Annotated in this window: 40 protein-coding genes; 8 read left to right on the forward strand and 32 right to left on the reverse strand. The window is 64.9% G+C overall.

The genetic code is table 11. The features are described 5' to 3' along the window. Position 1: 1 nt before the first annotated feature. From AMB_RS12160 to AMB_RS12175, 6 genes are all read left to right on the forward strand, one after another. A complete protein-coding gene (locus tag AMB_RS12160; RefSeq protein WP_011384806.1) occupies positions 2-610 on the forward strand; it encodes a hypothetical protein in 609 nt (202 codons plus the stop codon). A gap of 2 nt (positions 611-612) precedes the next feature. Beyond that, positions 613-1,545, forward strand: a complete 933-nt coding sequence (locus tag AMB_RS12165; protein ID WP_011384807.1) for a hypothetical protein — start codon at positions 613-615, stop codon at positions 1,543-1,545. A gap of 76 nt (positions 1,546-1,621) precedes the next feature. Beyond that, the gene (locus AMB_RS12170) at positions 1,622-2,119 is read left to right on the forward strand and encodes a cell wall hydrolase (protein WP_011384808.1); all 498 of its coding nucleotides are present in this window, start codon (positions 1,622-1,624) and stop codon (positions 2,117-2,119) included. Continuing rightward, positions 2,112-2,270 carry a hypothetical protein gene (locus AMB_RS25695; protein WP_011384809.1) on the forward strand — a complete coding sequence of 53 codons (159 nt, stop codon included), beginning with the start codon at positions 2,112-2,114 and terminating at the stop codon, positions 2,268-2,270. The genes AMB_RS12170 and AMB_RS25695 overlap by 8 nt, the downstream gene beginning before the upstream one ends. Positions 2,271-2,272: 2 nt before the next feature. After that, entirely contained in the window at positions 2,273-2,449 is a 177-nt protein-coding gene (locus AMB_RS25700) for a hypothetical protein (RefSeq protein ID WP_011384810.1), read from the forward strand. 109 nt (positions 2,450-2,558) lie between these two features. Further along, on the forward strand, positions 2,559-2,945 hold the full coding sequence (locus tag AMB_RS12175) for a hypothetical protein (RefSeq protein ID WP_011384812.1): 387 nt from the start codon (positions 2,559-2,561) through the stop codon (positions 2,943-2,945). A 189-nt stretch (positions 2,946-3,134) separates the two neighbouring features. On the opposite strand, the gene AMB_RS25255 is transcribed toward AMB_RS12175, so the two are convergent. Together AMB_RS25255 and AMB_RS12185 are read right to left on the reverse strand one after the other, a co-directional pair. Next, positions 3,135-3,512: a hypothetical protein gene (locus AMB_RS25255; RefSeq protein ID WP_011384814.1), complete on the reverse strand. Its 378-nt coding sequence runs from the start codon at positions 3,510-3,512 to the stop codon at positions 3,135-3,137. Next, entirely contained in the window at positions 3,509-3,952 is a 444-nt protein-coding gene (locus AMB_RS12185; protein ID WP_011384815.1) for a hypothetical protein, read from the reverse strand. Before AMB_RS12185 ends, AMB_RS25255 begins: the two co-directional genes overlap by 4 nt. 340 nt (positions 3,953-4,292) lie before the next feature. Here AMB_RS12185 and AMB_RS12190 point away from each other — a divergent pair, with 340 nt between their 5' ends. Continuing rightward, complete coding sequence (locus tag AMB_RS12190; protein ID WP_158303969.1) at positions 4,293-4,607, forward strand: helix-turn-helix domain-containing protein; 315 nt, start codon at positions 4,293-4,295, stop codon at positions 4,605-4,607. Next, the gene (locus AMB_RS25705) at positions 4,604-4,801 is read left to right on the forward strand and encodes a hypothetical protein (protein WP_011384817.1); all 198 of its coding nucleotides are present in this window, start codon (positions 4,604-4,606) and stop codon (positions 4,799-4,801) included. Before AMB_RS12190 ends, AMB_RS25705 begins: the two co-directional genes overlap by 4 nt. Before the next feature lie 183 nt (positions 4,802-4,984). On the opposite strand, the gene AMB_RS12200 is transcribed toward AMB_RS25705, so the two are convergent. The 30 genes from AMB_RS12200 to AMB_RS12330 form a co-directional block, all read right to left on the reverse strand. Further along, a complete protein-coding gene (locus AMB_RS12200; RefSeq protein ID WP_011384819.1) occupies positions 4,985-5,377 on the reverse strand; it encodes a hypothetical protein in 393 nt (130 codons plus the stop codon). Positions 5,378-5,524: 147 nt separating this feature from the next. Beyond that, positions 5,525-5,701, reverse strand: a complete 177-nt coding sequence (locus AMB_RS25965) for a hypothetical protein (protein ID WP_011384821.1) — start codon at positions 5,699-5,701, stop codon at positions 5,525-5,527. A gap of 2 nt (positions 5,702-5,703) precedes the next feature. After that, on the reverse strand, positions 5,704-5,844 hold the full coding sequence (locus AMB_RS25710) for a hypothetical protein (RefSeq protein ID WP_011384822.1): 141 nt from the start codon (positions 5,842-5,844) through the stop codon (positions 5,704-5,706). Next, positions 5,837-6,334, reverse strand: coding sequence for a cell wall hydrolase (locus AMB_RS12205; protein WP_011384823.1), 498 nt, complete (start codon positions 6,332-6,334; stop codon positions 5,837-5,839). Before AMB_RS12205 ends, AMB_RS25710 begins: the two co-directional genes overlap by 8 nt. Before the next feature lie 76 nt (positions 6,335-6,410). After that, the gene (locus AMB_RS12210) at positions 6,411-7,343 is read right to left on the reverse strand and encodes a hypothetical protein (protein WP_011384824.1); all 933 of its coding nucleotides are present in this window, start codon (positions 7,341-7,343) and stop codon (positions 6,411-6,413) included. A 2-nt stretch (positions 7,344-7,345) separates the two neighbouring features. Continuing rightward, positions 7,346-7,954 (reverse strand): hypothetical protein, encoded by a 609-nt coding sequence (locus AMB_RS12215; protein WP_011384806.1) that lies wholly within the window; start codon positions 7,952-7,954, stop codon positions 7,346-7,348. Between the two features lie 3 nt (positions 7,955-7,957). Further along, complete coding sequence (locus tag AMB_RS12220) at positions 7,958-8,308, reverse strand: hypothetical protein (RefSeq protein WP_011384805.1); 351 nt, start codon at positions 8,306-8,308, stop codon at positions 7,958-7,960. Continuing rightward, the gene (locus tag AMB_RS12225) at positions 8,305-8,664 is read right to left on the reverse strand and encodes a hypothetical protein (protein ID WP_011384804.1); all 360 of its coding nucleotides are present in this window, start codon (positions 8,662-8,664) and stop codon (positions 8,305-8,307) included. Before AMB_RS12225 ends, AMB_RS12220 begins: the two co-directional genes overlap by 4 nt. Next, positions 8,661-9,044: a hypothetical protein gene (locus AMB_RS12230; protein WP_011384803.1), complete on the reverse strand. Its 384-nt coding sequence runs from the start codon at positions 9,042-9,044 to the stop codon at positions 8,661-8,663. The genes AMB_RS12225 and AMB_RS12230 overlap by 4 nt, the downstream gene beginning before the upstream one ends. Before the next feature lie 4 nt (positions 9,045-9,048). Further along, entirely contained in the window at positions 9,049-9,390 is a 342-nt protein-coding gene (locus AMB_RS12235; protein ID WP_011384802.1) for a hypothetical protein, read from the reverse strand. Positions 9,391-9,400: 10 nt separating this feature from the next. Next, the gene (locus AMB_RS12240) at positions 9,401-10,414 is read right to left on the reverse strand and encodes a hypothetical protein (RefSeq protein WP_011384801.1); all 1,014 of its coding nucleotides are present in this window, start codon (positions 10,412-10,414) and stop codon (positions 9,401-9,403) included. A gap of 208 nt (positions 10,415-10,622) precedes the next feature. Further along, positions 10,623-11,222: a hypothetical protein gene (locus AMB_RS12245; RefSeq protein ID WP_011384800.1), complete on the reverse strand. Its 600-nt coding sequence runs from the start codon at positions 11,220-11,222 to the stop codon at positions 10,623-10,625. Next, positions 11,213-11,653, reverse strand: coding sequence for a hypothetical protein (locus AMB_RS12250; RefSeq protein WP_011384799.1), 441 nt, complete (start codon positions 11,651-11,653; stop codon positions 11,213-11,215). Before AMB_RS12250 ends, AMB_RS12245 begins: the two co-directional genes overlap by 10 nt. Next, a complete protein-coding gene (locus AMB_RS12255) occupies positions 11,650-11,952 on the reverse strand; it encodes a hypothetical protein (RefSeq protein WP_011384798.1) in 303 nt (100 codons plus the stop codon). Before AMB_RS12255 ends, AMB_RS12250 begins: the two co-directional genes overlap by 4 nt. Further along, positions 11,942-13,072 carry a hypothetical protein gene (locus tag AMB_RS12260; RefSeq protein WP_043744384.1) on the reverse strand — a complete coding sequence of 377 codons (1,131 nt, stop codon included), beginning with the start codon at positions 13,070-13,072 and terminating at the stop codon, positions 11,942-11,944. The genes AMB_RS12255 and AMB_RS12260 overlap by 11 nt, the downstream gene beginning before the upstream one ends. A 128-nt stretch (positions 13,073-13,200) precedes the next feature. Beyond that, positions 13,201-13,335, reverse strand: coding sequence for a hypothetical protein (locus AMB_RS26800; RefSeq protein ID WP_011384796.1), 135 nt, complete (start codon positions 13,333-13,335; stop codon positions 13,201-13,203). Continuing rightward, positions 13,332-13,484 (reverse strand): hypothetical protein, encoded by a 153-nt coding sequence (locus tag AMB_RS25715; protein WP_011384795.1) that lies wholly within the window; start codon positions 13,482-13,484, stop codon positions 13,332-13,334. Before AMB_RS25715 ends, AMB_RS26800 begins: the two co-directional genes overlap by 4 nt. 208 nt (positions 13,485-13,692) lie before the next feature. Next, positions 13,693-13,899 carry a hypothetical protein gene (locus AMB_RS12270; protein ID WP_148207401.1) on the reverse strand — a complete coding sequence of 69 codons (207 nt, stop codon included), beginning with the start codon at positions 13,897-13,899 and terminating at the stop codon, positions 13,693-13,695. An 82-nt stretch (positions 13,900-13,981) separates the two neighbouring features. Beyond that, entirely contained in the window at positions 13,982-14,185 is a 204-nt protein-coding gene (locus AMB_RS25720; RefSeq protein ID WP_011384792.1) for a hypothetical protein, read from the reverse strand. Continuing rightward, entirely contained in the window at positions 14,185-14,550 is a 366-nt protein-coding gene (locus AMB_RS12280) for a DUF736 domain-containing protein (RefSeq protein ID WP_011384791.1), read from the reverse strand. The genes AMB_RS25720 and AMB_RS12280 overlap by 1 nt, the downstream gene beginning before the upstream one ends. Before the next feature lie 442 nt (positions 14,551-14,992). Next, positions 14,993-16,144, reverse strand: coding sequence for a Na+/H+ antiporter NhaA (gene nhaA / locus AMB_RS12285; RefSeq protein ID WP_011384826.1), 1,152 nt, complete (start codon positions 16,142-16,144; stop codon positions 14,993-14,995). Next, entirely contained in the window at positions 16,134-16,907 is a 774-nt protein-coding gene (locus AMB_RS12290) for an MBL fold metallo-hydrolase (protein WP_011384827.1), read from the reverse strand. Before AMB_RS12290 ends, nhaA begins: the two co-directional genes overlap by 11 nt. After that, positions 16,904-17,683, reverse strand: coding sequence for a TatD family hydrolase (locus AMB_RS12295; RefSeq protein ID WP_011384828.1), 780 nt, complete (start codon positions 17,681-17,683; stop codon positions 16,904-16,906). The genes AMB_RS12290 and AMB_RS12295 overlap by 4 nt, the downstream gene beginning before the upstream one ends. Beyond that, positions 17,684-19,234, reverse strand: a complete 1,551-nt coding sequence (gene metG / locus AMB_RS12300) for a methionine--tRNA ligase (protein ID WP_011384829.1) — start codon at positions 19,232-19,234, stop codon at positions 17,684-17,686. Between the two features lie 32 nt (positions 19,235-19,266). Continuing rightward, a complete protein-coding gene (locus AMB_RS12305) occupies positions 19,267-20,358 on the reverse strand; it encodes a DNA polymerase III subunit delta' (RefSeq protein WP_011384830.1) in 1,092 nt (363 codons plus the stop codon). After that, the gene (tmk, locus tag AMB_RS12310) at positions 20,355-20,993 is read right to left on the reverse strand and encodes a dTMP kinase (protein WP_011384831.1); all 639 of its coding nucleotides are present in this window, start codon (positions 20,991-20,993) and stop codon (positions 20,355-20,357) included. The genes AMB_RS12305 and tmk overlap by 4 nt, the downstream gene beginning before the upstream one ends. 5 nt (positions 20,994-20,998) lie before the next feature. Beyond that, the gene (locus tag AMB_RS12315; protein ID WP_043744386.1) at positions 20,999-22,162 is read right to left on the reverse strand and encodes a D-alanyl-D-alanine carboxypeptidase family protein; all 1,164 of its coding nucleotides are present in this window, start codon (positions 22,160-22,162) and stop codon (positions 20,999-21,001) included. A gap of 18 nt (positions 22,163-22,180) precedes the next feature. Next, the gene (locus AMB_RS12320) at positions 22,181-23,155 is read right to left on the reverse strand and encodes a septal ring lytic transglycosylase RlpA family protein (RefSeq protein ID WP_011384833.1); all 975 of its coding nucleotides are present in this window, start codon (positions 23,153-23,155) and stop codon (positions 22,181-22,183) included. A gap of 40 nt (positions 23,156-23,195) precedes the next feature. Next, complete coding sequence (locus AMB_RS12325) at positions 23,196-24,197, reverse strand: lytic murein transglycosylase (RefSeq protein ID WP_043744390.1); 1,002 nt, start codon at positions 24,195-24,197, stop codon at positions 23,196-23,198. 89 nt (positions 24,198-24,286) lie between these two features. Then, positions 24,287-25,087: a YdcF family protein gene (locus tag AMB_RS12330; RefSeq protein WP_011384835.1), complete on the reverse strand. Its 801-nt coding sequence runs from the start codon at positions 25,085-25,087 to the stop codon at positions 24,287-24,289. Between the last annotated feature and the right edge of the window lie 52 nt (positions 25,088-25,139).

Consider the following 25,139-nt stretch of genomic DNA (forward strand, 5'->3'; position numbering starts at 1 on the left):
CATGGGTTTCGCACGCGGCCCCATCTTCCAGCTCGTCCCCATTGACCTGAGTTCGGCCGGGTCCAAGACCTTCCACGATGTGGCGGGCGTCGTGTCGTTCGTCCGTGCTGAGGACACGGGCAAGGCGGAGGTGCTGGGCGCCAAGGTATCCGTCATGCTGGGCGACGTGGTCATGGACCAGGTGCCCCTGACCACCAACAGCATCATCCGCATCCGCAAGACGGTGTCCCTGTGCAAGTTCACCTGGGACGCCCAGCCCGGTGTGACCGCCTACATCCTGGTGGCGCCCGACGAAGATGTGATGATCCATTCCCCGCCGTCGCGCCAGCTGGTGACGCAGTCCATGGCCTCCGCCCTGGCGGCCTCGGCGGCCAGCATCGGCACCTCGGCGGCCTTGGTGGCGGCGGCCAATGGCTCCCGCCAGAAGCTGACCGTCAAGAACAACTCGGCCTCGGCCACCATCTACCTGGGGGCGGACAACGCCGTCACCACGGCCAGCGGCTTCCCGCTCGGGCCGGGGGAGGGGTTCACCTTCGAAGGCACCACCGGAGCCGTCTATGCCATCGCCAGCGCCGCCGGAACGGACGTGCGCATCCTGGCGGAGGGCTGATCATGGGCATCCTGCCCCCCAACCTCCGCCCCGACATCGAAGCTCTGCGGGTGGACATGGCCGTCGCCAATCTGCGGGACGCGGTCAAGGACGGCTGGTCCGTCCTGGCCCTGTCAACCGGCATGGTTGACGCTTTCACCGATCAGACGGGAATCGCCAGCCTGGGCGGGGCGACATGGGCGTCGGGGGCTCTGTCAAATCGGTCGGCGGCCACGGTCGGCAATACTCGCGCAACGGACGGGTCGCCGGGGGCTTCGTGGACTTACACCGATCGGGCGTATTCGATCCCCAACGGCGTCACGGTGTCGTCGGTGGGCATCTGGTCCAACGCGACCAGCGGCAATGGTACGCTCTACATCATGGAGCGGGTGGGGGCGGGCAGCTACGTGGTGCGGGCCAGTCAGGCGATCACGTTCACGGCGACAGGCTGGCTCGACGTCGCGCTGTCATATGTCGTCCCAGGCAGCGGCACGTTCTACGTCGGCGCGTGGGTGAACAATGCCAGCGTCGGAGTTACCCCGAGCGGAGCGTTTGCCACCTATAACGGGCAGGCGTCGGGCAGTTTTTCGGCGTCCGAAACCACGGGGTCGATGCACACCACGCGGGTGACCTATAGCGGATCGCCGGGGGCTGTGACGGTGGTGTCTGGTGCCTTCGCCCTCGGCTTTCAGCCCTCCGTGGCGCGCATCGTCTCGCCGGTCGAGTTGGGTGGCGGTGCCATCGGCACGGACTGCTTGCTTGACCTGTCCCGCGACGGCGCGGCCTGGGCGGCGGTGCCGCTGTCCGACCTGGGGAAATTCGACGCCTCGACGCGCATCGTGGGCGGACTGGTGAGCCTCGCCGGCCAGCCAGCCGGGTCGAGCATCTATTGGCGCTGGCGCGCAACGGCCGCCTACGCCGGGAAAAACCACGGTATCTGGCTGCAGTGCAAGTGAGGTCGATCATGCCCCCCATGCCCATTCGCCCCGGCGAAAACCCTATCCCCGACGATTTCCGCCCCCCGGTGCCCGAATGCTGGTCCGCCTGATCGGCTTCGGCATCCTCGCCTATGGAGTTTACATGCTGACCTCGCAGCAGGCCCGCACGGCCATCATTTCCAGCTACGACACCATGCCGGAGCCCGACGCCGATGTTGACGTCGTCGCCCGCACCATCTGGGGCGAGGCGCGAGGCGAGGGCGTTACCGGCATGACCGCCGTCGCCAACGTCATCGCCAACCGGGTCGCCCACCCGGGATGGTGGGGCAGGGGGTGGCGCGGCGTCTGCCTCGCGCCCTACCAGTTCAGCGCCTGGAACGCCAATGACCCCAATCTGGTCAAGCTCTCCACCGTCACCACGGCAGACCCCTCGTTCGCGGCCGCCGTGGAGATCGCCGCGGGGGCTGTCTACGGCACCTTGGCCGACGTCACCGGCGGCGCCACCCACTACCACACCCTCAACATCCATCCGGCCTGGGCGGACGAACTGACCCAGACCGCCCGCATCGGGAGCCATGTGTTCTATGCCTGAGATCATCGCCAGCATGGCCCAATTGATCGCTCCGGGGGCACTGCCCGCCGGGGCGATCCTGTACGCATGGTGGAAGCTCGACAAGCGCATAACCGTGCTGGAAGCCCAGTGGGAAATCCTCTGGGAACATCACAAAAGCAAGGAGGATTAAGCATGAAGTGGTTTCTGAAGCGCCTGCGCGAGAATTCGACCAAGACCGCCCTGGTGGCCGCCGTGGGGGCTGGCGTCGGCGCTGCCACCGGCACCGTGGACCCCGGCACCGCCTCCGGTGCCCTGGTGGCCGCCATGGTGGCCTTCCTGACCCCCGACAACGAGGTGCCCCATGGCTAAGGGCCGCACCGCCTCCGGGCGCGTCAAGAAGGGCTATCGCATTACCAAGGGCGGCGCGGTGGTCAAGGCTAGGACCAAGCGGCGCAAGCGCCGGTAGGGGGTTGCTGCCGTGCCAACTGTGATTGACATCAACAACTACAGATGGGTCGAGCAGGCGACGTGGAGCAGTTGGAGCCAGGAAGAGCGCCAAGACTTCATTGCTCGTGTCACCGCTCATGGGTTTACCCCGATTGATCCTGTCGATGGGGATGCATCGCCTCGGTTGCTCCCGCCGGATGGGGCCAATGGAGAGGACGGGGGGGCGGCAGCAATCAACGCAGTTACCTATGACGGTGGTTCCGACGCCGGCACTCCGATCGGAGATGGCGCCACCGGCCTCGGGCTCGGCTGGCCGGATTGGGGTATCCTGGCGCAAACCAAGCAATTCCCCTGGCTGCTGCTGGGGGCGGGATTGATTTTGATGGTGATGGCATCCCGCCGTCACAGGGGGCGGTGATGGCGACAGAAGAGGAATATCGGGCGGGGGCGGGCTGGAAGCCGGGTGATGTGCTTCCGCCGAATGCGGCCCGCCCTTCCGATTTGGTCACCTATGACCAATATGGGTCGGACGGGAAGGGGTGGTTCTGGATTGGCACCGTCGCCATCCCCTCCCAGGCGGCCTATTTCGCTATCGGGTCGTTCTTCCTCATCGCGTGGTTGGCGACCCGCCGATAATTTCGCGGACAGCCTTTTCCACGCTGCTTTCCTGTTTCGGAATGGGTTGCCATTGCAAGTGGGGGCAATTGGCATTTGGCGGAACGGTGGCGTTGTCGTCTAGAAGAACGAGGCGGCGGAAGCTGTCTTTTTGTTCATGCCTAACTTGAAGCGCATATGGACGGCCTGTAATCCCGCCTTTAAAGCGAATGACGGCGGTGTTCGGGGTCGACATGGTGCATTCTTGATACTTTGCGGTCGGATGCAGGCATCCGACGATGTTTGCGGCGCTATCGCAAAGGGCTGATGCCTGAGCTACGGCGGGCAGGGTCAGCAGGGCAAAAATCTGAATGGCCATTCTCGTTTTCATGGGTGGGCTCTCCTCTTGACGGCTGAAGCAAGCTGGGCGGCGGTGCGGAGTGATACCCCCAGGCGATAGGCTATGCGGTCGTTGCGGTAGCCCTGCCAAACCATCTCCGCCACAGCTTCCAGTCGTTGCTTGCGGGCTTCCTTCTCGCGATGTTTCATGGCAAATCGAAGGTGAGCAAGGGCTTGCTCGTCTCCGAGCCCTGGAAACTGCCGTTGCATTTCCGCCACACCTGCAGGGTTGTTGATGTCGCCGGAAACCTTGTCCAGTGCGGCTTTGGCGATGTTTTGCAGGGTGCGGAATTTGACAGTTGCATTCTTGCTACATACTTCAAGCATAGTCTCTCTTTTGGCACGTTCGCGCACCTCAGAGAGCATTCTGTCTAAGAACTTCTCAAGGATAGGCAAAGTCTCGCGTGGGATGTCGTAAATGAACTTTTTCATGGTGCCCTCGGTCGAATGCCCATTCTGGGGCGTTGTCCTGTGGCCTTTGGCCGGGCTGGAAATTATGGAAGTTCAAGCCGGTAGCAAGTGTTTTTCGTCGCCATAATATACATTATGCGACAAATTGGTATTGGCATAAACCGTTGATATTAGGTTGTTTTTTGTGCGCGTTCCGCGTGCTAAATGCCTCGCCCTCCTACCCGTTCAGAGAGGGAATGCCATGCAAGAAATGCTTCGGTATATCGACCCGAATGCTTTGCCAGAATTTGCAAAGTACTTGAAACAGCTTCTCGGTCAGATACATACAAAGGTAGTATATGCGGAGAGGCATGAGTATAGGATGGCCGAATTCGCCCGCCGAAAGCAGGCCACTGAACTCTGCGCACGCCGAGCCCATGCCCGCATTGTCGGCGGAATGGACCGAAACGAAAGCATCCGCCGAGCCGTCCAGGAACCGCCCTACCCGCCCGAGGCTGTTATTGCCTACCACGTCAAAGTGATGGAAAAGAAGCGAGCCGCACGGCTCCGCGCACGCCGGGCTGACCGCATTTTCGCCATGATGCGCGAGGGTAAATCCAATGCCGCAATCGCCCGAGACCTGGGCGTATCGCCGTCGACCGTCGCCAAGACGCTATCGAAAGGGGAACCGAAATGACCGCCTATTTCTTGATCCTGTGGTTCGCCAACGCGCCGTTCCAGATGGTGCCCATGCCCGATATGGCGACGTGCCAAGCGATGATGCGCGCTGGTCGCGGGGCATCCGGTGGCCCTGGGAATACCGTGACCGGCGGAAAATGCGTCACCGTTGAGAACGGAGCAGTTACCGGCGGGTCAAACCCCAGGCAATAAGCAAGAACGACCCAATAGCGAAATAGGCGGCGGCGGAGGGTATGGCGATTGTTCCGATCCAGAACCACCCCTTCCCGTCCGATCCATACCGATCTTCCGTGACAAGATCGGTCGGACGGGCTGGCGGCGGCCCATCGGCTGGCGTCCATCCGGGGCCCGCCTGATATTCTTCTTCCGTCGCCATTACCGCCGCCCCCGCCGATTGCTCGCGACCACCACAGCCGCGACCCCGAGAGCGATCAGAGCCCACGGGATTTCCGGGAGCTCTAACAGGCTTTTCAGCCATTCCTTCAACGCGCGGATCAGCTCATCCAGCGAGAAATCGCCCATGGTCGGATATTGAGCCCCTAGGCCGGTGGCGCTGTCTCCGATCGGAGAACCTGACGCAGATCCGAGACGCCCCCCGGTCAGTTCGGCAATCGCCAGAAGGCCGCCATTCATGTCGTACTTCGGGATACCATCATCCGGAGGCGACTGGCCTGGAAGCAGGACCGTTACGCGCCTGTCAGAGCCCGGAAGGCTATCGTCAAATAGCGTCCACACCCCAAGGCGATCTTCCTGCCATTCCAGAGCCATCCCGATCTCCATGCAAAATGACGGGTAGGATCGATCCTACCCGTCAGATGTTACCGGCGCTTGCGCCGCTTGGCCTTGGCCTTGACCACCGCACCGCCCTTGGCGATGCGATAGCCCTTCTTGACGCGCCCGGAGGCGGTGCGGCCCTTAGCCATGGGGCACCTCGTTGTTGGGGGTCAGGAAGGCCGCCAGGGCGGCCACCAGGGCACCGGCGGCGGTGCCGGGGTCCACGGAACCGGTGGCGGCGCCTACACCAGCCCCCACGGCGGTCACCAGGGCGGTCTTGGTCGAGTTTTCCTGCAGGCGCTTGAGAAACCACTTCATGGTCAGTCTTCCTCATGTTCGAGGTGCATTTGCACCTTGGTTTCGAGACGAACCAGCTTCATCTCGATGCGATAGATGGCGAAGGCAATCGCCACCAGTGCCACGTTGCCACCCGCTTGGATGGCCTGGAGAAGCTCAGGCATAGAAGACATGGCTCCCGATGCGGGCGGTCTGGGTCAGTTCGTCCGCCCAGGCCGGATGGATGTTGAGGGTGTGGTAATGGGTGGCGCCGCCGGTGATGTCGGCCAGGGTGCCGTAGACGGCCCCCGCGGCGATCTCCACGGCGGCCGCGAACGAGGGGTCTGCCGTGGTGACGGTGGAGAGCTTGACCAGATTGGGGTCATTGGCGTTCCAGGCGCTGAACTGGTAGGGCGCGAGGCAGACGCCGCGCCACCCCCTGCCCCACCATCCCGGGTGGGCGACCCGGTTGGCGATGACGTTGGCGACGGCGGTCATGCCGGTAACGCCCTCGCCTCGCGCCTCGCCCCAGATGGTGCGGGCGACGACGTCAACATCGGCGTCGGGCTCCGGCATGGTGTCGTAGCTGGAAATGATGGCCGTGCGGGCCTGCTGCGAGGTCAGCATGTAAACTCCATAGGCGAGGATGCCGAAGCCGATCAGACGGACCAGCATTCGGGCACCGGGGGGCGGAAATCGTCGGGGATGGGGTTTTCGCCGGGGCGAATGGGCATGGGGGGCATGATCGACCTCACTTGCACTGCAGCCAGATACCGTGGTTTTTCCCGGCGTAGGCGGCCGTTGCGCGCCAGCGCCAATAGATGCTCGACCCGGCTGGCTGGCCGGCGAGGCTCACCAGTCCGCCCACGATGCGCGTCGAGGCGTCGAATTTCCCCAGGTCGGACAGCGGCACCGCCGCCCAGGCCGCGCCGTCGCGGGACAGGTCAAGCAAGCAGTCCGTGCCGATGGCACCGCCACCCAACTCGACCGGCGAGACGATGCGCGCCACGGAGGGCTGAAAGCCGAGGGCGAAGGCACCAGACACCACCGTCACAGCCCCCGGCGATCCGCTATAGGTCACCCGCGTGGTGTGCATCGACCCCGTGGTTTCGGACGCCGAAAAACTGCCCGACGCCTGCCCGTTATAGGTGGCAAACGCTCCGCTCGGGGTAACTCCGACGCTGGCATTGTTCACCCACGCGCCGACGTAGAACGTGCTGCTGCCTGGGACGACATATGACAGCGCGACGTCGAGCCAGCCTGTCGCCGTGAACGTGATCGCCTGACTGGCCCGCACCACGTAGCTGCCCGCCCCCACCCGCTCCATGATGTAGAGCGTACCATTGCCGCTGGTCGCGTTGGACCAGATGCCCACCGACGACACCGTGACGCCGTTGGGGATCGAATACGCCCGATCGGTGTAAGTCCACGAAGCCCCCGGCGACCCGTCCGTTGCGCGAGTATTGCCGACCGTGGCCGCCGACCGATTTGACAGAGCCCCCGACGCCCATGTCGCCCCGCCCAGGCTGGCGATTCCCGTCTGATCGGTGAAAGCGTCAACCATGCCGGTTGACAGGGCCAGGACGGACCAGCCGTCCTTGACCGCGTCCCGCAGATTGGCGACGGCCATGTCCACCCGCAGAGCTTCGATGTCGGGGCGGAGGTTGGGGGGCAGGATGCCCATGATCAGCCCTCCGCCAGGATGCGCACGTCCGTTCCGGCGGCGCTGGCGATGGCATAGACGGCTCCGGTGGTGCCTTCGAAGGTGAACCCCTCCCCCGGCCCGAGCGGGAAGCCGCTGGCCGTGGTGACGGCGTTGTCCGCCCCCAGGTAGATGGTGGCCGAGGCCGAGTTGTTCTTGACGGTCAGCTTCTGGCGGGAGCCATTGGCCGCCGCCACCAAGGCCGCCGAGGTGCCGATGCTGGCCGCCGAGGCCGCCAGGGCGGAGGCCATGGACTGCGTCACCAGCTGGCGCGACGGCGGGGAATGGATCATCACATCTTCGTCGGGCGCCACCAGGATGTAGGCGGTCACACCGGGCTGGGCGTCCCAGGTGAACTTGCACAGGGACACCGTCTTGCGGATGCGGATGATGCTGTTGGTGGTCAGGGGCACCTGGTCCATGACCACGTCGCCCAGCATGACGGATACCTTGGCGCCCAGCACCTCCGCCTTGCCCGTGTCCTCAGCACGGACGAACGACACGACGCCCGCCACATCGTGGAAGGTCTTGGACCCGGCCGAACTCAGGTCAATGGGGACGAGCTGGAAGATGGGGCCGCGTGCGAAACCCATGGATCACCTCTTGTGGTAGATCACCGCCGCGGCCCCGATCAGGGCGGCGATGATGGTTGCTTTCGACCCGCCATCCACATGGGCCGCGTAGGCGTCCAGGGTGGCCTTGGTGTTGTCCTGAATGGCCTGCACCGACTTGACCGCCGTGGCGGCGATCCCAGCGGCCACGGCCTTGATGGCCTCCGCATTGACCGCCGCGCTGGCGGTCTGGGCCTGGGCCTGCGCCTCGGACGCCATGGTGAGGGCCTTGGCGACGTCGGCGTTGTCCACCGTGACATTGACGGTCACATCATTGGAGGCCGTCGACGAACTGGACGAACCGCCGCCGCCCCCGCTGTCGAAAGGGTCGCTCATGGGACCAACCGGTAGTAGCGGCCGATTTCCGTCCAGCCGAGGCGCTCAAGGTGGCGCATGGCGCCGGGCCGCATGGTGAAGGCCCGAGCCCCGTCAAAGCCACCGGCGATCACCGCCGCCCGGACGTATTGATCGGCAGATTTAACCAGGTCAGGATCACGGCCGGCCAGGGCGCGGATGAACAGGTCCCGGCCGAAGCCGTCATCAGCCATGGCGACGGCCATGGCCCCGACCTGCACGTCATCCCGTTTGACATACACGCCGGTAACGCCCCGCAGCAGATCGACGCGACCACCGGGCACGGCAGGTGCCACGGTGGCCGGATCGAACACGGCGGGGATTTCGAAGGTAATCACCGCCGCCCCCCGCCGCCGGTCAGCATGACCAGGGCGAAGCCGCCGAACAGCAGCACCCAAATCATGGTCTGGGGATTGGTCTTGACCCCCAACTGAACCGCATTGGGATCGGTAGTGACACCGGGGATGGTCTGGCCCGCGCCGATGGCGCCCCGAGTGGCCTGCCCCGCTCCGCCCCCCAAGAGGGACGTGGGCAGGGACAGGCTGTCCGCGCCGTCATAGGCCAGGGCCGAGGACGTGGGGGTGAGACTCTGAGGGGCCGTGACGGTGGGCGTGGTGCTGCCCGTGCCGGTCAGGGCCGTGATGATGGGGTTGAAGGAAATCTGGTTCGACGCGACGGACGAACTGGACGAAGAGCTATCACCGCCGAGGATCGCCATGGGGTCACCTGTTCTGGGAGGTCTGGCGCAGCAGCAACAGCATCATCACCAGTGCGGCCCCGATGTAGAGGGCCTGCCGGTTGCTCTGAGAGCCGAGGATGGTGTTGGTCTGAGCCAGCTGGGCAAGATAGGCCCGCTGTTCCTGGGCGGCCTTGGCCTGCTGCTGCTGAGTGTAGATGCCCCCCAGGACGCCGCCTGCGGTGTTCGCCACATCGCCAACGGTACCCAGGACGCTGTCAAGCCAGTCGGGCATGCTGCCCCCCCCCTCATCGGTTGAGGTGCTGGAGGCGTCACCCGCCCCCAGCACTCCGTCAAGCCACGCCGGATCGAGAATGTCCGGGTCCATGCCGCACCCCCTACAGGATCAGGGGGCGGATGGCCTCGCGCTGGATCGCGAGCTTGCAGTTGGCGCCCGTCTTGGTGACGTCCATGATCGCCTTCAGTTCGCCCTGAAGCTCGGCCGTGTTGATGGCGTTGATCACCGAGCCGTCCAGACGCGGGTCCAGGTACAGCACGCCGGTATGGTTGGCGCCGGTCACCAGCTCCAGGTCCCGCACGTTGGCGGCCCGGATGAACTGCGCGTCCTGAAGGGCGTAGACGAAGCTGGCCGCCTCCATGCGCAGGCTGTTGACGACGGCGTCGGACCCGACGTTGTCGGCCAACTGCACCACCAGGAACGACGTCACCAGTAGGCCGGTGCGGCTGTCCAGGATGGTGGCGAAGGCGGTGTTGGACGCCGAGATGTCCACTTCGGTGTAGTCCAACTGGCGGACCAGATAGGGCTTGCCGGTGCGGCCGGAAACGGGCTGGCCGTTGGCGGCGCGCATGGGGTTGGCGATGTAGTGGCCTTCGACGTCCAGGGAGACATTGGAGATGGCGGCGCTGTTCGGGGTGGTGAACAGGTCCGACGCATCGGTCTTGCCCCAGGTGACGATGACCGACAACTGCGACAGGCTGGACGTGTCCAGGGCGCAGTCATCCTCGCGACGGCCAAGCGGCAGGGTGAAGTCCACCGGCAAGCAGATGTCGTAGGTGGTGACGGCGCTGTTGGTGGTGACCACCGTGGTGCCCATGCCGAGGGCGGGAATGCCCTTGTTTTCCAGGAAGGCGCGCTCGGCCAGGAAGTAGCCAGGCACCGACTGGACCATGTCCCGGCCGCCGGCCAGGATTTCCACCCGGTTGATCAGGCGGGCCAGGGTCTGGAACAGCGGCCCCACGGGGCCGGTGGCGCCGTTGGTGACGGTGTAGCGCAGGCGCAGGAACAAGCGCAGCAGCACGCCGTTCTTGTCCAGTTCCAGGCTTTCGCGGCCACCGGCGGTGAACCTGATCTGGCCGAGCTTGCGCTTGTGCAGGGTGGGATTGGAGGGCATCTACGTGTCCTCCGATCAAATCTTGCCGCGAACGAACTTTTCGTAGGCGATCATGCCGACGATCACGCCAGCGGCGATCTTGGCGATACCGGAAACGCTCATATGGGGGTCCCCCAGTTGACAGTTGAAGCACTGTCAACCGGGTTGCCACACAACATCTGGTGGCATCATCCACGTAACGTATACGTTACGTGCGGAGGCAGGAATTTTAGCGGAACGGCGATTTTTTTATCGACACGCCCGCCTCGACCCAATCCAGAGCGTGATAATCACGTAACGTGGGAAGCTGGCTTGCGGCCTCCCCCACGTAGTCCCCGAAGTAGCGCAGGTCGCGGGGCTCTGTGGTGCGGAAGATCGCCATGCGGGTCGCCAGGGCGGTCAGCGTCCGGTTCATCCTGTACGGACGGCGGGAACAGGCGATGATATGCAGCCCCCGGTGACGGCCCGCCTGGACGAGGTTGTCCGCCACCGGCGGCAGCTTCATTGGGTCGGTGAAGCGGTCCACCTCGTCCCACACAACGAACATGTCTTCACCCGCCCAGGCGCAGCGGTTGGCGAACTCGAAAGCCCCCTCCCCGCCCGTCATGACGCCGCGCCAGCAGATGCGGACCCGGCCCGGCTTGCTCACAAGTTCCACCAGTTCGGCGCGATCCTCGGTGACCACCGCCCCCTTGGCCCACGCATCCTCGCCGTTGGGGTCGAAGATCAGCACCCGCTTTTCCTTGGCGACCCACGAGCGGGCCAGGGTGCTCTTCCCCGACCCGCTCTTGCCCAGGCACAGCCGAATGTCGGCGGCGTCTAGGCGCACGGCGTGGCGTCCAAGGGCGATAAGGACACCTGCCCCGGCTGGCCGAAGGCGGGCGGCGGCGGCGCGTCCACCGGCGGGGCTGCGATCTCGGGCGGCGGCGCCAAGGGACGGCGATTTCCCAGAATGCCGATGGCGGCCATGCCGAAGCCCATCCAGGCGGCGCCCTTGGGGTCCTTGGGGCCGATATCGTAGACGGTGACCAGTTGGGCGATGGCAGCGCCCATCATGGCCGCCTCGGTATCGTCCAGGCCGGTGACGTTGGCGCGGCGGCACAAGGGAGCGGACAGCCCCTTGACCATCATGCCCATGGCGGACACCAAGCCTTCCTCGGCCACGGGGGGCGGCTCGGGGGCAGGCACCGCCGCCTCGACCTCGGCGGCCGCTTCGACGGCCACTTCCGCACGTAACGTGTTCAGTTCATCGGCACTCACAGCTTGATCTCCATGTCCCAGATTGACTTTTTCGGCTGTTCGGCGGGGGCGGCGGCCTCACCGAGGTACTTCTTGCGGTATTCCGGGCTCACCCATTTTTTGACCTCTTTTGCTAGAAGCAGATTGCTCTTCTGATCACATCGCCCTTGCGACCCAATCCCGCACCCGCCATCCCCGCTCTTTGGGCAGTAGAAATACAATTTCCCGCGCTTGTTGACCTGATACTTGCCCTCGTTCCCACAGAACTTACACGGGCCATACCCAACCACCGTCCCCGACCTCGTTTCCTCATCCGCCATCGCTGGCCCTCCTCAGTGCAAGGCCACGATCCACCAGCATGGAAAGGGCGGCGGCCCACCCGCCCGTTTCCACGGCTTCCAGCACGTCCACGGCGAGCCCGGCCCGCATGACGCGGACCCACACGCCCCGCCGGATATGCCCGACAATGGTTTCCCCGGTATTCCGAACGATCTCGGCGGGGTCGATGCCATGCTCCATGGCGGCGATCTCGGCGTCGGACAGGTCGGGACCGTCCAAGTACAGGTCGCGCAGGCCGTGGCTCATGGTGATGTGGCAGGTCCCCGGCATGACGGCGGCGAACTCGCGCCACCGGATGCGGGCCTCAACGTCGCCCTCGGCGGCGGCGGCCAGCAGTTGCCAGGGGGAGCGGTTCTTTCCCCGCCCCTTCTTGACGTGCCATTTGGTCAACTCGGCGTCGCAGCCCCACTTGGCGACGTAGTCACCGGCGGCTTGGACGGAATGGGCGCGGTACAGGTCCACCCCATGGGTTTCCGACACCACCCCCAGGCCCATCTTGCCGACGAAGGCCGCCCAGCGGGCATAGAGGGCATGGCGCAGGGTCATTTCGACGCAGGCCCCCGGCTTTGCCAGGATCAGCACATGCAGATGGGGGTGCCATCCGTTGGCGCCGTGGGTCAGTTCCATGGCCCGGATCACGCCCACGATGCCACAGCGGGCCTTGAGACGCGCCCAGGCCGCCCCACGTTGCACGCGGCGCCAGCACTCGGCCACGTCGTCGCGCAGGCGTTCCAGGCTATCCCACCGGCCATGGGGCACGGTGAAGGTGGCCATGTAGACCGCGCCGGGAGCCGCCTCATAGGTTTCCCAGGCCCCGCCCCAGGTGTCTCCAGGGGCCTTGGTGAACCGCCGCCGCTGGCCCGCGCAATGGGCCGTCAACATGGTTTCGATGTCGGCGCGGCGGTGCTCAGCGATCTTGGACGAGCAAACCGGGCACAGCCACACGGAGCCGCATGTTTCCAGGCCGAGGAACCGGGCGCCGCCCTCCCCCGCCACCACGACCACCTGTCCGCCGAGGATGTGGCGGCCACATCGAGCCACCCGGTGCAGGCGCTCGCGGGTGACGCCATCCAGGCCAGGAATGGACTGCTTGGGGAGCATCCGCCCGGCGTGGTCGCGGAGACGCCACTTGAGCCGGCGGACAGGCTCAGCCAGGGGCCCCCCTCCGGCTCCGGCTTCGCCTCCGGGGAGGGGGGGGGCTACATTACTTGCGATGTTCCCGAGAGGGGTCATGACCACAGCCCCCAACCGATGAACAGCCCAATCCAGATCCCCACACCGAAGCGCGGGAACGCCACGGCGAACAAGGCCAGAACAATCACGCCAACAAGTTGGAATAGTGCTGGGATCAGCATGGGGGTCATGAGCAGGCCCCCGACGCGTAAATCCCGTGATGGATCGTGAAGCCTTGCCGCACGAAGACGCGCTTGCAGTAATCCGCCGCCATCTCACGGCACAGGCCCCACTTGTCCACCCAGAGGCGATGCAGATAGAGCGCTTCCCAGCCGGTCATGAGCGGGCATCCTTCGGCCGGAATGTCGCCACCACACGAGCTCCGGGGCGGAAAGGCATCAACCGCTTAGTATCGGCCTCGGTGGCGACCGAATAGCCGCCATCAGCCCTCATGACGACACAGGCGGCTTCGGGGTCGCAGCTGATTGCCCCGAAGTCGCCCGTCGCGATGCAGTAGGCCATGTGGCTTGCAGATTGTTCCGTCGCCATTACCGCTTCACCTGTCCGCGCAACATCAGCTCATAGCTGTCCCGCGCAGGCCCCGGCATGAGGACCTGCATGAAGTGGGCGATGGTGGAGACGTCGGCGCAGTTCGCCCAGAAGGTGGTCATGGGAATGATGGTGTCGGGCTGGCCGTAGCGCGGCACAGGGCCGATGGCTACCAGGGCCTCTTTCCCGGCCTGGGAAACGCGCATGCCCCACACAGCGTTCTCGTGGGGGGCGTAAGCGTCGAAAAGGATAAGGCCGGATCGCTCCGGCCCCTCCTCCTGAAAGCGCCTAAGATGCGCCGACATTTCCCGCCTCCTCGGCCTTCTCCATGGCCGCCCACAGTTCGTCCGCGACGATGCCCGCCACTTCGGGGGTCAGGGTGAAGCGGTGTTCCTGGCCGGCGATGCGGACGATGCACGACACCTCGCCGTTGACGGGGTTGGCGATCACCGCGAAGGGCATCTCCAAGCCGAAAACCTTGGCCGTGTGCATCACGCGGCATCCCGGCGGGGGCGGCGCCACACCACCTCGTATTCGGTGCAGTCGTCCTTATCCTTGGCCTTGACCAGCACGAAGGCGGTCAGGTTCAACGGCGCGTCGAAACTGGGATCGTCCAGCGAGAACGAGAAGAACTTGGCGCCCCGGTTGGGGCCTTCCTGCACCGTCTTGGTCCAGGCCGCCCCCGCCTCGAACGCGCCGCCGTTGCCCTTCAGGTGCACCAGATGGGACGGGCTGTTGCTGTCGGTGGCCTTGTGCTCGGGGTTCTTCTCGAACAGGAAGGTGATGGACTGGCGCAACGAGGTGTAGTTGCCCTCGCCGTTGCCATCGGCGCCGATGATCAGTCGATTGGTCTTCATGAGGCAGGTTCTCCACTTGGCAGGTTGTCAGGCGGCCGCTGCGCGGCCTTGGCAGGTTTAAGAAGGCTCTGGCCGGGCGAGATGTTTTGAAAAACCTCCCCCGGCCAGTCCCGCGAACCGAGAGCTTGCACTCCGGCCGTCGCCCCCTCCCTAGAACCTGCCAGGAACTCAGGAGGGCATCTTGTGTAGCGACGACAAAGCAGCCACAAGTAATGGCGTGCCGTCAATATGTTGTGTGCCGTGAGTATTTGTGCACTAATTGTAGCGCGATACTACATCTTGCGATGTAAAGCCCTGTGAAACTCTAGAAGATTTCACGCAGCATTGTGCGGTTGCGGTCATAGTCTTGCCACAATCAACGCGCTAGCTATTTATTGTTACTGGATAGAGCCGTTTAGCACAATCAGCGAACATCGTGCAGGCGATTGCGCGGGTTTGTATATTATGACGACGAAGATCGGCACCTCAAAAGTACGAGGGAGCCCAGGATGGCCGAAAGCGCGGAGCCCGCCAAGACGCCGACTTTCACCGCGTCGGACGATGCTGGGAGTTCGCCGAAGGCCAGCGCTCCAATGAACAGGCTCATGGTGAAGCCGATGCCGCACAGGACGGCAACGCCGTAGAGCTGGGCCGTGCCGGCACCCTCGGGCCTCGCGGCGAACCCAAGCCAGATGGCCATCCAGGCCGTGCCGAATACGCCGATCTGCTTTCCAAAAAGCAGGCCTAGAGCGATTCCCAGCGGTAACGATTGCAGGACCCGTGATGGCTCCAATCCCGCGAACGACACACCGGCATTGGCAAACCCAAAGATCGGCACGATGCCGTATCCGACCCATGGGGCCAGACCATGCTCGAGCCGATGCAGCGGCGAGTGCTGCTCGTCGCCCATGGGAATGGTCAGGGCCAGGGCAATTCCGGCGACGGTGGCATGGACGCCCGACTGCAACATGGCGCCCCATAGCCCCGCCCCCACCAGCAGATAGGGCCAAAGGGACCTGACTCGAAGACGGTTGAGCGCCGCCAGGAGAGCCAGGATCGCCGCCACGGCCACCAGGGCCGGCCACGAAAGTTTGGCGGTATAGAACAAGGCGATAACCAGGACGGCGCCGAGGTCATCGATGATGGCCAGCGCCGTCAGGAAAATCTTGAGGGAGGCCGGCACTCTCGGCCCCAGAAGAGCCAGGACGCCCAAGGCAAAGGCGATATCGGTGGCGGTGGGAACGGCCCACCCCCGCACGGTCTCCGGCGATTTGGCGTTGAGGGCCAGGAAAACCAGGGCCGGCACCACCATGCCACCCAGGGCGGCCAATCCGGGAAGGATGCGCTGCGACCAATTGGACAATTGTCCGCCCAGCACCTCGCGCTTGATTTCCAGACCGACCAGCAGGAAGAACACCGCCATCAGTCCGTCATTGATTCCATGCAGCACGCTCATGCCGAGGAACTTGGCCTGCAAGAAGGCGAAATAGGCGCCTGAAAGCGGCGAATTGGCGATGACCAGCGCCAAGGCCGCCGTAACCATCAGAATGACGCCGCCGGCCGCCTCGCTGTCCAGGAAGTCCCGAAAAATGGAAGAAGGCTTCTCAGCCGCCATGCTCGATAACCAGTCCGTCGTGGGCTGGAATGACGTGTGGCGGAACAGCCCGCCGCACCGCCTCGTAATCGAGCCGGGAGCCCATATGAGTGATATAGGCGCGTCTGGGCTTGACGCAATCGATCCAGTCCAGGGCTTTGGCGATATGGGCATGGGTCTGGTGGGGATAATCCACCAGGCAGCCGATAATCCAGGTGTCGACGCCCTCCAGCGCCTTGAAGGCCTGGGGCGGTAAGTCGACCACATCGGTGCTGTAGGCGATGGAGCCGAAACGCAGGCCCAGGGTTCGGCAATAGCCATGGTCCTGGTCGAAGGGAATCACCCCGATCTCGCCGACATGGAACGGTCCGGAGATTTCCCGGACCTCCAGCAGCGGCCGGTAGATGAATTCCCCTATGTCATCCAGCGGCTCGAAGGCATAGGGAAAGCGCGCCCTGGCCGTGGCCAGCGTGGCGGCATCGCCCCAGACGGGCAGCCATTTGCGGGTGACCCGGTTGACCTCGCGCAGGTCATCGATGCCGTGCAGATGATCGGCGTGGTCGTGGGTGTAGATCACCGCATCCACGCTCTTGACGCCCGCCGCCAGAAACTGGTCGCGCAGGTCGGGCGAGGTGTCCACCAGAATGCGGGTATTCCCCTCCTCCACCAGGATGGAGGAGCGCAGGCGGCGGTTGCGCGGATTGGCGGGATCGCAGGCCCCCCAGCCCCCGGAAATGGTCGGAACGCCGGCGGCGCCGCCACAGCCGAGGATGGTGACCTTCATGGCCGCGCCACCTTCTTGAACAGACGGTGGAAGTTGTCGGTGGTGGCGGTTTCCATCTCGGCCATGGTGACGCCCTTGACCTCGGCCAGCCGGGCGGCGGTGTGGGCCACATAGGCAGGTTCGTTCCGTTTGCCGCGAAACGGGATGGGCGCCAGATAGGGGGCGTCGGTTTCCACCAGCAGGCGGTCCAGCGGCACGCCGGCCAGGGTGTCGCGCAAGATGTCGGCGGTCTTGAAGGTCATGATGCCAGACGCCGAGATGAACAGGCCCAATTTCACAGCCTTTTCAGCGAAGTCCGGCCGTGAGCTGAAACAGTGAATCAGCCCGGTGAAGGCCCCCTTCCCCATCTCCTCGGCCAGGATCGCCGCAGTATCGTCGTCGGCATCGCGGGTATGGACGATCACCGGCAGACCCGTTCGCCGGGCTGCCTCGATATGGATGCGGAACGAATGCCGCTGCTGCTCGCGTGGGCTCTTGTCGTAGTAATAGTCCAGCCCGGTCTCGCCGAACGCCACCACCTTGGGATGCTCGGCCAAGCGCAGCAGGGTGTCCAGATCGGCGTAGGGCTCGACGCCCGCCTCGTGCGGATGGATGCCCACGGTGGCCCAGACATTGTCGAAACGCTCGGCGACCTTGACGACCTGATCATAGCGGGTGACGTGGGTGCCAATGGTCAGCAGCACCCCTACTCCCGCCGCGCCCGCGCGCCCGACCACGCCATCGAGGTCGTCGGCGAAATCGGGAAAATCCAGGTGGCAGTGGCTGTCGACCAGCATTTAGGCGGAAACCTCTTCCACATAGCGCGGGAACACGCCCTGGGGCGTCGGCAGGGAAATCCCGGCCTTCAGGGCATGACCGGGGCCGAAGAAGGCGAAGCTCCGCTCGGCCTCGGGCACCATCAACTGGTCGAGGATGCGGGCCGAGGCCGCCGGCATGAACGGCTGGGTCAGCAGGGCCAGGCAGCGGATGGTCTCGGCCAGAACCCAGAGCACCGTGCCCATGCGGGCGGGATCGGTCTTCTTCAGCGCCCAGGGCGCCTGCTTATCCACATAGGCATTGGCGGCGCGGACCACCACCCAAATGGCCTCGATGGCTTCGTGGTAGAGCTGGCGGTCCATGGCGTCCCGCACCTTGGCCAGCATGCCATAGGCGGCGCCCAGCATTTCCTTGTCCTCGTCGGTATCGGGCAAATGGGCGGGCGTCACGCCGCCGCAATTCTTGCCGATCATGGACAGCGAGCGCTGGACCAGATTGCCATAGTCATTGGCCAACTCGCTGTTCATGCGGCCCATCATGGCGCGATGGCTGAAATCGCCGTCATTGCCGAACGGCACTTCGCGCAGCAGGAAATAGCGCACCTGATCCAGGCCGTAGGTCTCGATCAGCGACAGCGGGTCGATGACGTTGCCCACCGATTTAGAGATCTTCTGGCCCTCGTTGGTCCACCAGCCATGGGCGAAGACCCGCTTGGGCGCCGGCAGGTCGGCGGCCATCAGGAAAGCCGGCCAGTAGACGGCGTGGAAGCGAACGATGTCCTTGCCCACCATATGAATGACGTTGGGCCAGTAGCGGGCGAAATCGCCGGTGGTGTCGGGATAGCCCACGGCGGTGATGTAATTGGTCAGGGCGTCCAGCCAGACATACATGATGTGGGCATCGTCGCCCGGCACCGGAATGCCCCATTTGAAGCTGGTGCGCGACACCGACAGGTCCTGCAGCCCGCCCTTCACGAAGCTCATCACCTCGTTGCGGCGCGATTGGGGCGCCACGCAATCGGGATTGTCCTCGTACCACCGGAGCAGGCGGTCCTGCCAGGCGGACAGGCGGAAGAAGTAGCTGGGTTCCTTCACCCATTCCACCGGTGCGCCGGTGGGGGCCAGCTTGGCGCCGTCGGCGCCCTTGACCAGTTCATCCTCGGCGTAGAAGGCCTCATCACGCACCGAGTACCAGCCCTCATAGGCGCCGAGATAAATGTCGCCCTTGGCCACCAGCTTGTCCCACAGCGCCTGACAGGCGGCCTTGTGGCGAGCCTCGGTGGTGCGGATGAAATCGTCGTTGGTGCAGCCCAGGATCTTGGCCAGCTCACGGAAATTGGCGGAATTCTGGTCGGCCAGGGCCTGAGGGGTGACGCCGAAGGCTTCCGCCGACTTCTCCACCTTCTGACCATGCTCGTCGGTGCCGGTCAGGAACTTGACGTCGAAGCCGTCCAGGCGCTTGAAGCGCGCCAGCACATCGCAGGCCAGCGTAGTATAGGCATGGCCGATATGGGGCTTGTCATTGACGTAGTAGATCGGCGTGGTGACGTAGAAGGTCCCGGCCCCGGTCATGGGAATGCTCCGCTAAATCAAGTTGTTGCCCGCTATCTTGAACCCTGGCGGGCGAGGCGTTCAACCGCCATGAAGGCGCCGAGAACGGCCTGCTTGCGGTCGAGATGAACCGCTTCGGTGCGGGCGAACAGGGTGGTGATCTTTTCCCACACCTCCAGCCAATGTTCAAGGCTGGCCGCCGCCAGCAGGCGCTCCATCAGGGCGCCCTCGCCCGCCACCACCTCGGCCATTCCGGCCCCCTGGCGCCCGCCGGCGCGAATCAGGCGGGCCAGCCACCAGCCCAGCAATTCGGTGACGGTACGGAACGATCCATCGTTTTCGGGCCTTGCCACCTTGTCGCCGAAGGCATGCAGCGCCGGCACATCCAGGCGCGGCAGCCCTTGCAGCAGGTTCAGCAAGTCCCGGTACAGGTCCAGCCCGCCTTCGTCGGCCAGGGCCAGGGCCTTGCCGATGCTGCCCTCGCCCAGCTTGGCCAGGGCCGCCACTTCCGTGGGTCCCACTTCCGGGCGCTGGCGGGTCAAAAGGTCGGCGACCACATCTTCGCCCAGGGGCTGAAGCATCAGGCGGCGGCAGCGCGACCGGATGGTGGGCAGCAACCGGCCCGGCGAATGGGAAATCAGCAACATCAAGGCGTTGCGCGGCGGCTCTTCCAGAACTTTCAGCACCGCATTGGCGGCATTGCGGTTCATTTCGTCGGCGGAATCGATGATCACCACCCGCCAGCCGCCCTCGGCCGGGGTCAGGGACATGAAGTGGCCGATGCCGCGCACGTCCTCGACCACGATCTCCGAGCGCAGCTTGCTCTTCTTGTCATCGGCCCATCCACGCTCCACCGTCTCCAGGTCGGCATGGCCCTGGGAGGCGATGCGGCGGAACACTGGGTGATCGGGGCGGATCTCCAGGCTGGACGGCACATCGCCGAACAGCCCCCCACCGTCCCCGCCGCCGGCCAGGGCGAAGCGGGCGAAGCGGTAGGCCAGGGTCGCCTTGCCGATGCCCTTGGGGCCGCACAGCAGCCAGGCATGGGCCAGCCGGCCCGAGTTCCAGGCATCCAGCAGCGCCGACTCGGCCGCTCCGTGGCCGAACAGCTCGGAGGTCTCGCGAGGGTGTGGAGAGTCGGTCATGGCACCGGCAGCCGCGCCCTGACCGTGGACATGATGTCGCCGTGCACTTCGTCAGGCGACCGGGTGGCGTCGATGACGGCGCAGCGCATGGGATTGGCGGCGGCAATCCCCAGGAATCCCTGGCGCAGGCGCTGGTGAAACCCCAGGCCCATGCGCTCGTAGCGGTCTTCGGCGCCGCCCCTCAGCCCCGCCCGCTCCAGCCCCTTTTCCACCGGCAGATCGAGGACCAGGGTCAAGTCGGGGGCGAAATGACCCACGGCCACCCGATACAGGCTGGCGATCACGTCGGGGTCGAGGCCGTGGCCGAAGCCCTGATAGGCCAGGGTGGAATCGGCGAAACGGTCGCAGATGACCCAGGCGCCGCGGTCCAGCGCCGGCCACACCGTCTTGACCAGATGATCGCGGCGCGCCGCGAAATGGAGCAGCGCCTCGGTAACTCCGTCCCAGCGCTCGGGTTCGCCCTCCACCAGCAGGGCACGGATGGCCTCCGCCCCGGCCGAGCCGCCGGGCTCGCGGGTGGTGACCACCATCAGGCCTTCGTCGCGCAGGGATTCCGCCAGCAGTCGGACCTGGGTGGATTTGCCCGCGCCTTCTCCGCCCTCGAAGGTGATGAAGCGTCCGCGAGCTGTCTCCATGCCTGTTAACCCTTCTTGCCCCAGATGACGCGCTTGAAGGCGGTGGACATGCGCCCGGCAAAGCCCAGCTTCTCCACGTCGGCACCGGCCACCATGGGAACCTCGACAGGCGCCATGCCGGGAGCCGTCACCACCACCTTGCCCACTTCCTGCCCAGCCTTGACCGGGGCGGCGATGGGGCCGTTATAGACGGTCGTGACCTTCATCTCGAGGCGGTTGCGCCGCTGCATGCTGACTTCCAGGCTGTCCTTGATCAGCAGCGGCACGGTTTCCTTCTGGCCCAGCCAGACCTCGGCATCGGGGATGACCTCCTCGCCCGCCTTGAACAGGGCGTAGGTCTCCCACTCGCGGAAGGCCCATTCGGTCAGGCGCCGCGATTCCTCGGCCCGCTCCTTCATGGAGGACATGCCGTTCAGAATCATGATGATGCGGCGGTTGCCCCGCTTGATGGATGCGGTCAGGCCATAGCCGGCGGCCTCGGTATGGCCGGTCTTGAGCCCGTCGGCGCCTGGCGTGTTGTACAGCAGCGGATTGCGGTTGCCCTGCTTGATGCCGTTGAACACGAATTCCATCTGGCTGAACAGCGGATAGTATTCAGGGAAATCGGCGATCAGGTGGCGGGCCAGTACCGACAGGTCGCGGGCCGTCATCAGGTGACCGGGCTCGGGCCAGCCGCTGGCATTCTTGAAGACGCTCCGGGTCAGGCCGATCTGCCGGGCTCGGCGGGTTTCCTCCTCGGCGAAGGCTTCCTCCGAGCCGGAATGGGCCTCGGCCAGCACCGAGCAGGCGTCGTTGCCGGACTGGATCACCACGCCCTTCAGCAATTCCTCGACCGTGGCCGTGGAATTGACGGGCAGGAACATCAGCGAGCCTTCGGACTTGTAGTGCCGCTTCCAGGCGGTCTCGCTGACCGGCAGCCGGTCCGAGGGCTTCCAGGCGCCGGTCTTGAGCTTGTCGAAGACCATGAACACGGTCATCAGCTTGCTCATGGAACTGGGCACCATCAGCTCATCGGCGTTCTTCTCCATCAGCACCTGGCCGCTGGCATAGTCGATGATGATCGCCTGCTTGGCGGCGGTCTCGATGGATTGAGCCCCGGCCGTGGCCGAAAGGGCCATCAGGGGAACGGCCAGGGCCGCGGCCAGGGAACGGCGGAAGAGAGCGAGCATCACGGCGCCTTTTCTTTGTTAATCAACAACCACGCGGGCGTCTTCCGCCCCCGTGGCGACCACGGAATCGAGGACGCGGTCGGCCTCCTCGACGCTGGTCATGGGTCCCAACCGGACCCGGAACAGGGTCTTGCCCTGCACATGCACCTGCTGCAGCTGCGCCTTGCCCACCTTGGACAGGCGCGCCACCATGCGGTTGGCATTGTCGTGGCGGCCGTAGGACCCGGCCTGGACATAGATGGAGGTGGGGCGCACCGGGACGGATTTCACCTCCTGGGCGGCCACCTCGCGTTCGACGGATTCCGGCGTCATGCCCGAGCGCTTCGGCTGGACCGACGAGGCAATGGTGACATTGTCGCCGCCGTTGTTCTTGACGCCGGGAGGCGGCGGCAGGGATTCCGCCGAGACCGAGCCGCGTGGGGCGGCGCTGGCCACCTTGGGCTCGTTGCCGGCATTGTCGGGCTTGAGCTTGCCGGCCAGCACGCGGCTTTCCTCAGGCAGGATCTGCACCCGCACCTTGGCGGTGCCCCTGCCCTCCATGCCCAGCAACTGGGCCGAGCGGCGCGACAGGTCGAGAATGCGGCCATTGACGAAGGGGCCGCGATCATTGATGCGCACGATGATCGAGCGCCCGTTCTCCAGATTGGTCACCCGGGCCACCGACGGCATCTGCAGCGTCTTGTGGGCGGCGGTGACGGCGTTCTGGTCGAAGGTTTCGCCGTTGGCGGTCAGCTTGGCGTGAAAATTGGGGCCGTACCAGGAGGCGATGCCGGTCTCGTCATAGGCGAAATCTTCCTGGGGATAGTACCAGACGCCGGCCACCTGATAGGGCTTGCCCACCTTGTAGTTGGTCGATGCCGAGGCCGAAGGCGGCGGAGGCTCGTCCCCGCCCACCGCGCTCTTGGCCAGATGCCCGAACAGGTTCATCTCGGCGCAGCCCGTCAGCACGGTCCCAGACAGCAGCAAAGCCGCCAAGCGCGTCCTCCGCGACATCTAGTCCCCTCCCCGCCTGCTTGCCCAAAGATGTTGTAGTCTACTTGCCACCGATGCGGTCCGCAAGATGCCCCGCCGCCAAGGCGAAGAAGGTGGAGCGGTTCCACTTCATGATGGTGCGGAAATTGTCATAGACCAGGAAGGCCGGACCCTTGGTGCCCTCGGCCAGGACGATGGAGGCGCTGATGTCGCGGGCCGGCAACGGCTTGCCGTCCGAGCCCTTGACCCCCAGGGCCGCCCATTCCTTCACCGTCTTGCGGGTATCGACGCCCAGGGCGGTACGCGGGAAGTCGGCGGGCAGCTTTACCGCCCGTCCCCAGGTCTGGTCACCCTTCCAGCCCTCCGACGACAGGTAATTGGCCGCCGAGGCCAGGGCATCGGCACGGTTGGTCCAGATGTTGCGCTTGCCGTCGCCATCCCAGTCCACCGCGAACTTAAGGAAGGTGGACGGCATGAACTGGCACTGGCCCATGGCCCCGGCCCACGAGCCGATCATGTTGGCCGGCTGGATATGGCCCTGGTCGAGGATGGTCAGCGCATTCATCAACTCGGTGCGGAAATATTTCGAGCGCCGTCCGTCATAGGCCAGGGTCGCCAGGGACGACACCACCGACATGCCGCCGGTGTTCTTGCCGAAATTGGTCTCGATGCCCCACAGCGCCACGACGAAGCGGGGCTGCACGCCATAGCGACGCTCGATCTCGGTGAGCAGCGCCTTGTTCTCGGCCAACTTGCGCCGCCCTTCTTCGACCCGGGCCTGGGACACGATGCGCCCCAGATACTCGTTGAAGGTCAGGGTGAATTCCGGCTGCTTGCGGTCCAGCTCGATCACCCGGTCGATATGGGTGACGTTGGCCAGGGCGGCGTCCAAGGTCTGGGACCGCAGCCCCTTCTCCAATCCTTCCGCCCGCACGCCGGCCAGAAAGGCGCCAAAGCCGCTTTCCGCCGTCGCCACCTGCGGCTCTGCCTGGGCCACCGGCTCCTCGGCCGAGGCGGCGCAACCGCCCAGGGCGAGCGCCGCCGTGGCAAACCCGGCCATCATCCAAGATTTCGTCGCCCAAGCCATGCGCCAAACCCCAAATCTGGTAAGCATCCGGGTGTTGTGCCACATTTAAGCGGCCCAGCGCAATGTTAAGGCTGTGGCAGCAGCGTATCGGTCCACCCCATCAGGCGGTAGATGATCAGCCCCAGGCCTTCGTGGATCAGCGGTCCCAGGCCGGATATCCCCTTCTGGGGGCTGAACCGCAATTCGGACCACCAGGGCCGGCTGATCCCCGATGTCTGGTAGTCGACGGGAATGGGAACGACCGGCCAGCCCACGGCGCGGAAGCAGCCCACGGCACGCGGCATGTGCCAGGCCGAAGTGATCAGCAGCCAGGTTTCGCCTGGCTTGGGCTGCATAAGCTCCTTGGAAAGAGTGGCGTTCTCGCGGGTATTGCGGGAATCCCGCTCGAAGACCATGCGGCCGGTCTCGAATCCGATGTCGCGATAGAACATCTCGGCGTAATCGGCCTCCCGATGCTCCTGATCGAAGGCATTGCCCGAGCCGCCCGTGAACACCACCCGGGCCTCGGGATAGCGCCGGGCCAGCGGGATCATTTCCGTCATGCGGGTGACGGCGCTGCCCACGGAAACCTGTCCCCGGGCGGCGCTCTGTTCAGGGGATATGGCCCCGCCCAGGATGATGATGCCATCGACCTTGTCCGGCAGCGGATCAGGGGTTTGGAACCGATCCTCCAGCCAGGCCAAAGCCCACTTTTCCACCGGAAAAACTGACGTGAAAACAAGGGTCAGCAACGTGATGCTGAGAATCTTGCGGCCCAAGGACAGCCACCGGCGCGACAGAACCAGCAGCCAACCCAAAAGGATCAGCAGCATGAAAATCATGGCCGGATCGGTGACGAAGCCAAGCAGTTTGGACAGCAGGAACATGGGACCTACATGCCATGGCGGCCTTGGAAAGTCACGGGTGGCGTGAAGCGGA

It is taken from the genome of Paramagnetospirillum magneticum AMB-1 (assembly GCF_000009985.1).
In the GTDB taxonomy this organism is placed as follows: domain Bacteria; phylum Pseudomonadota; class Alphaproteobacteria; order Rhodospirillales; family Magnetospirillaceae; genus Phaeospirillum; species Phaeospirillum magneticum.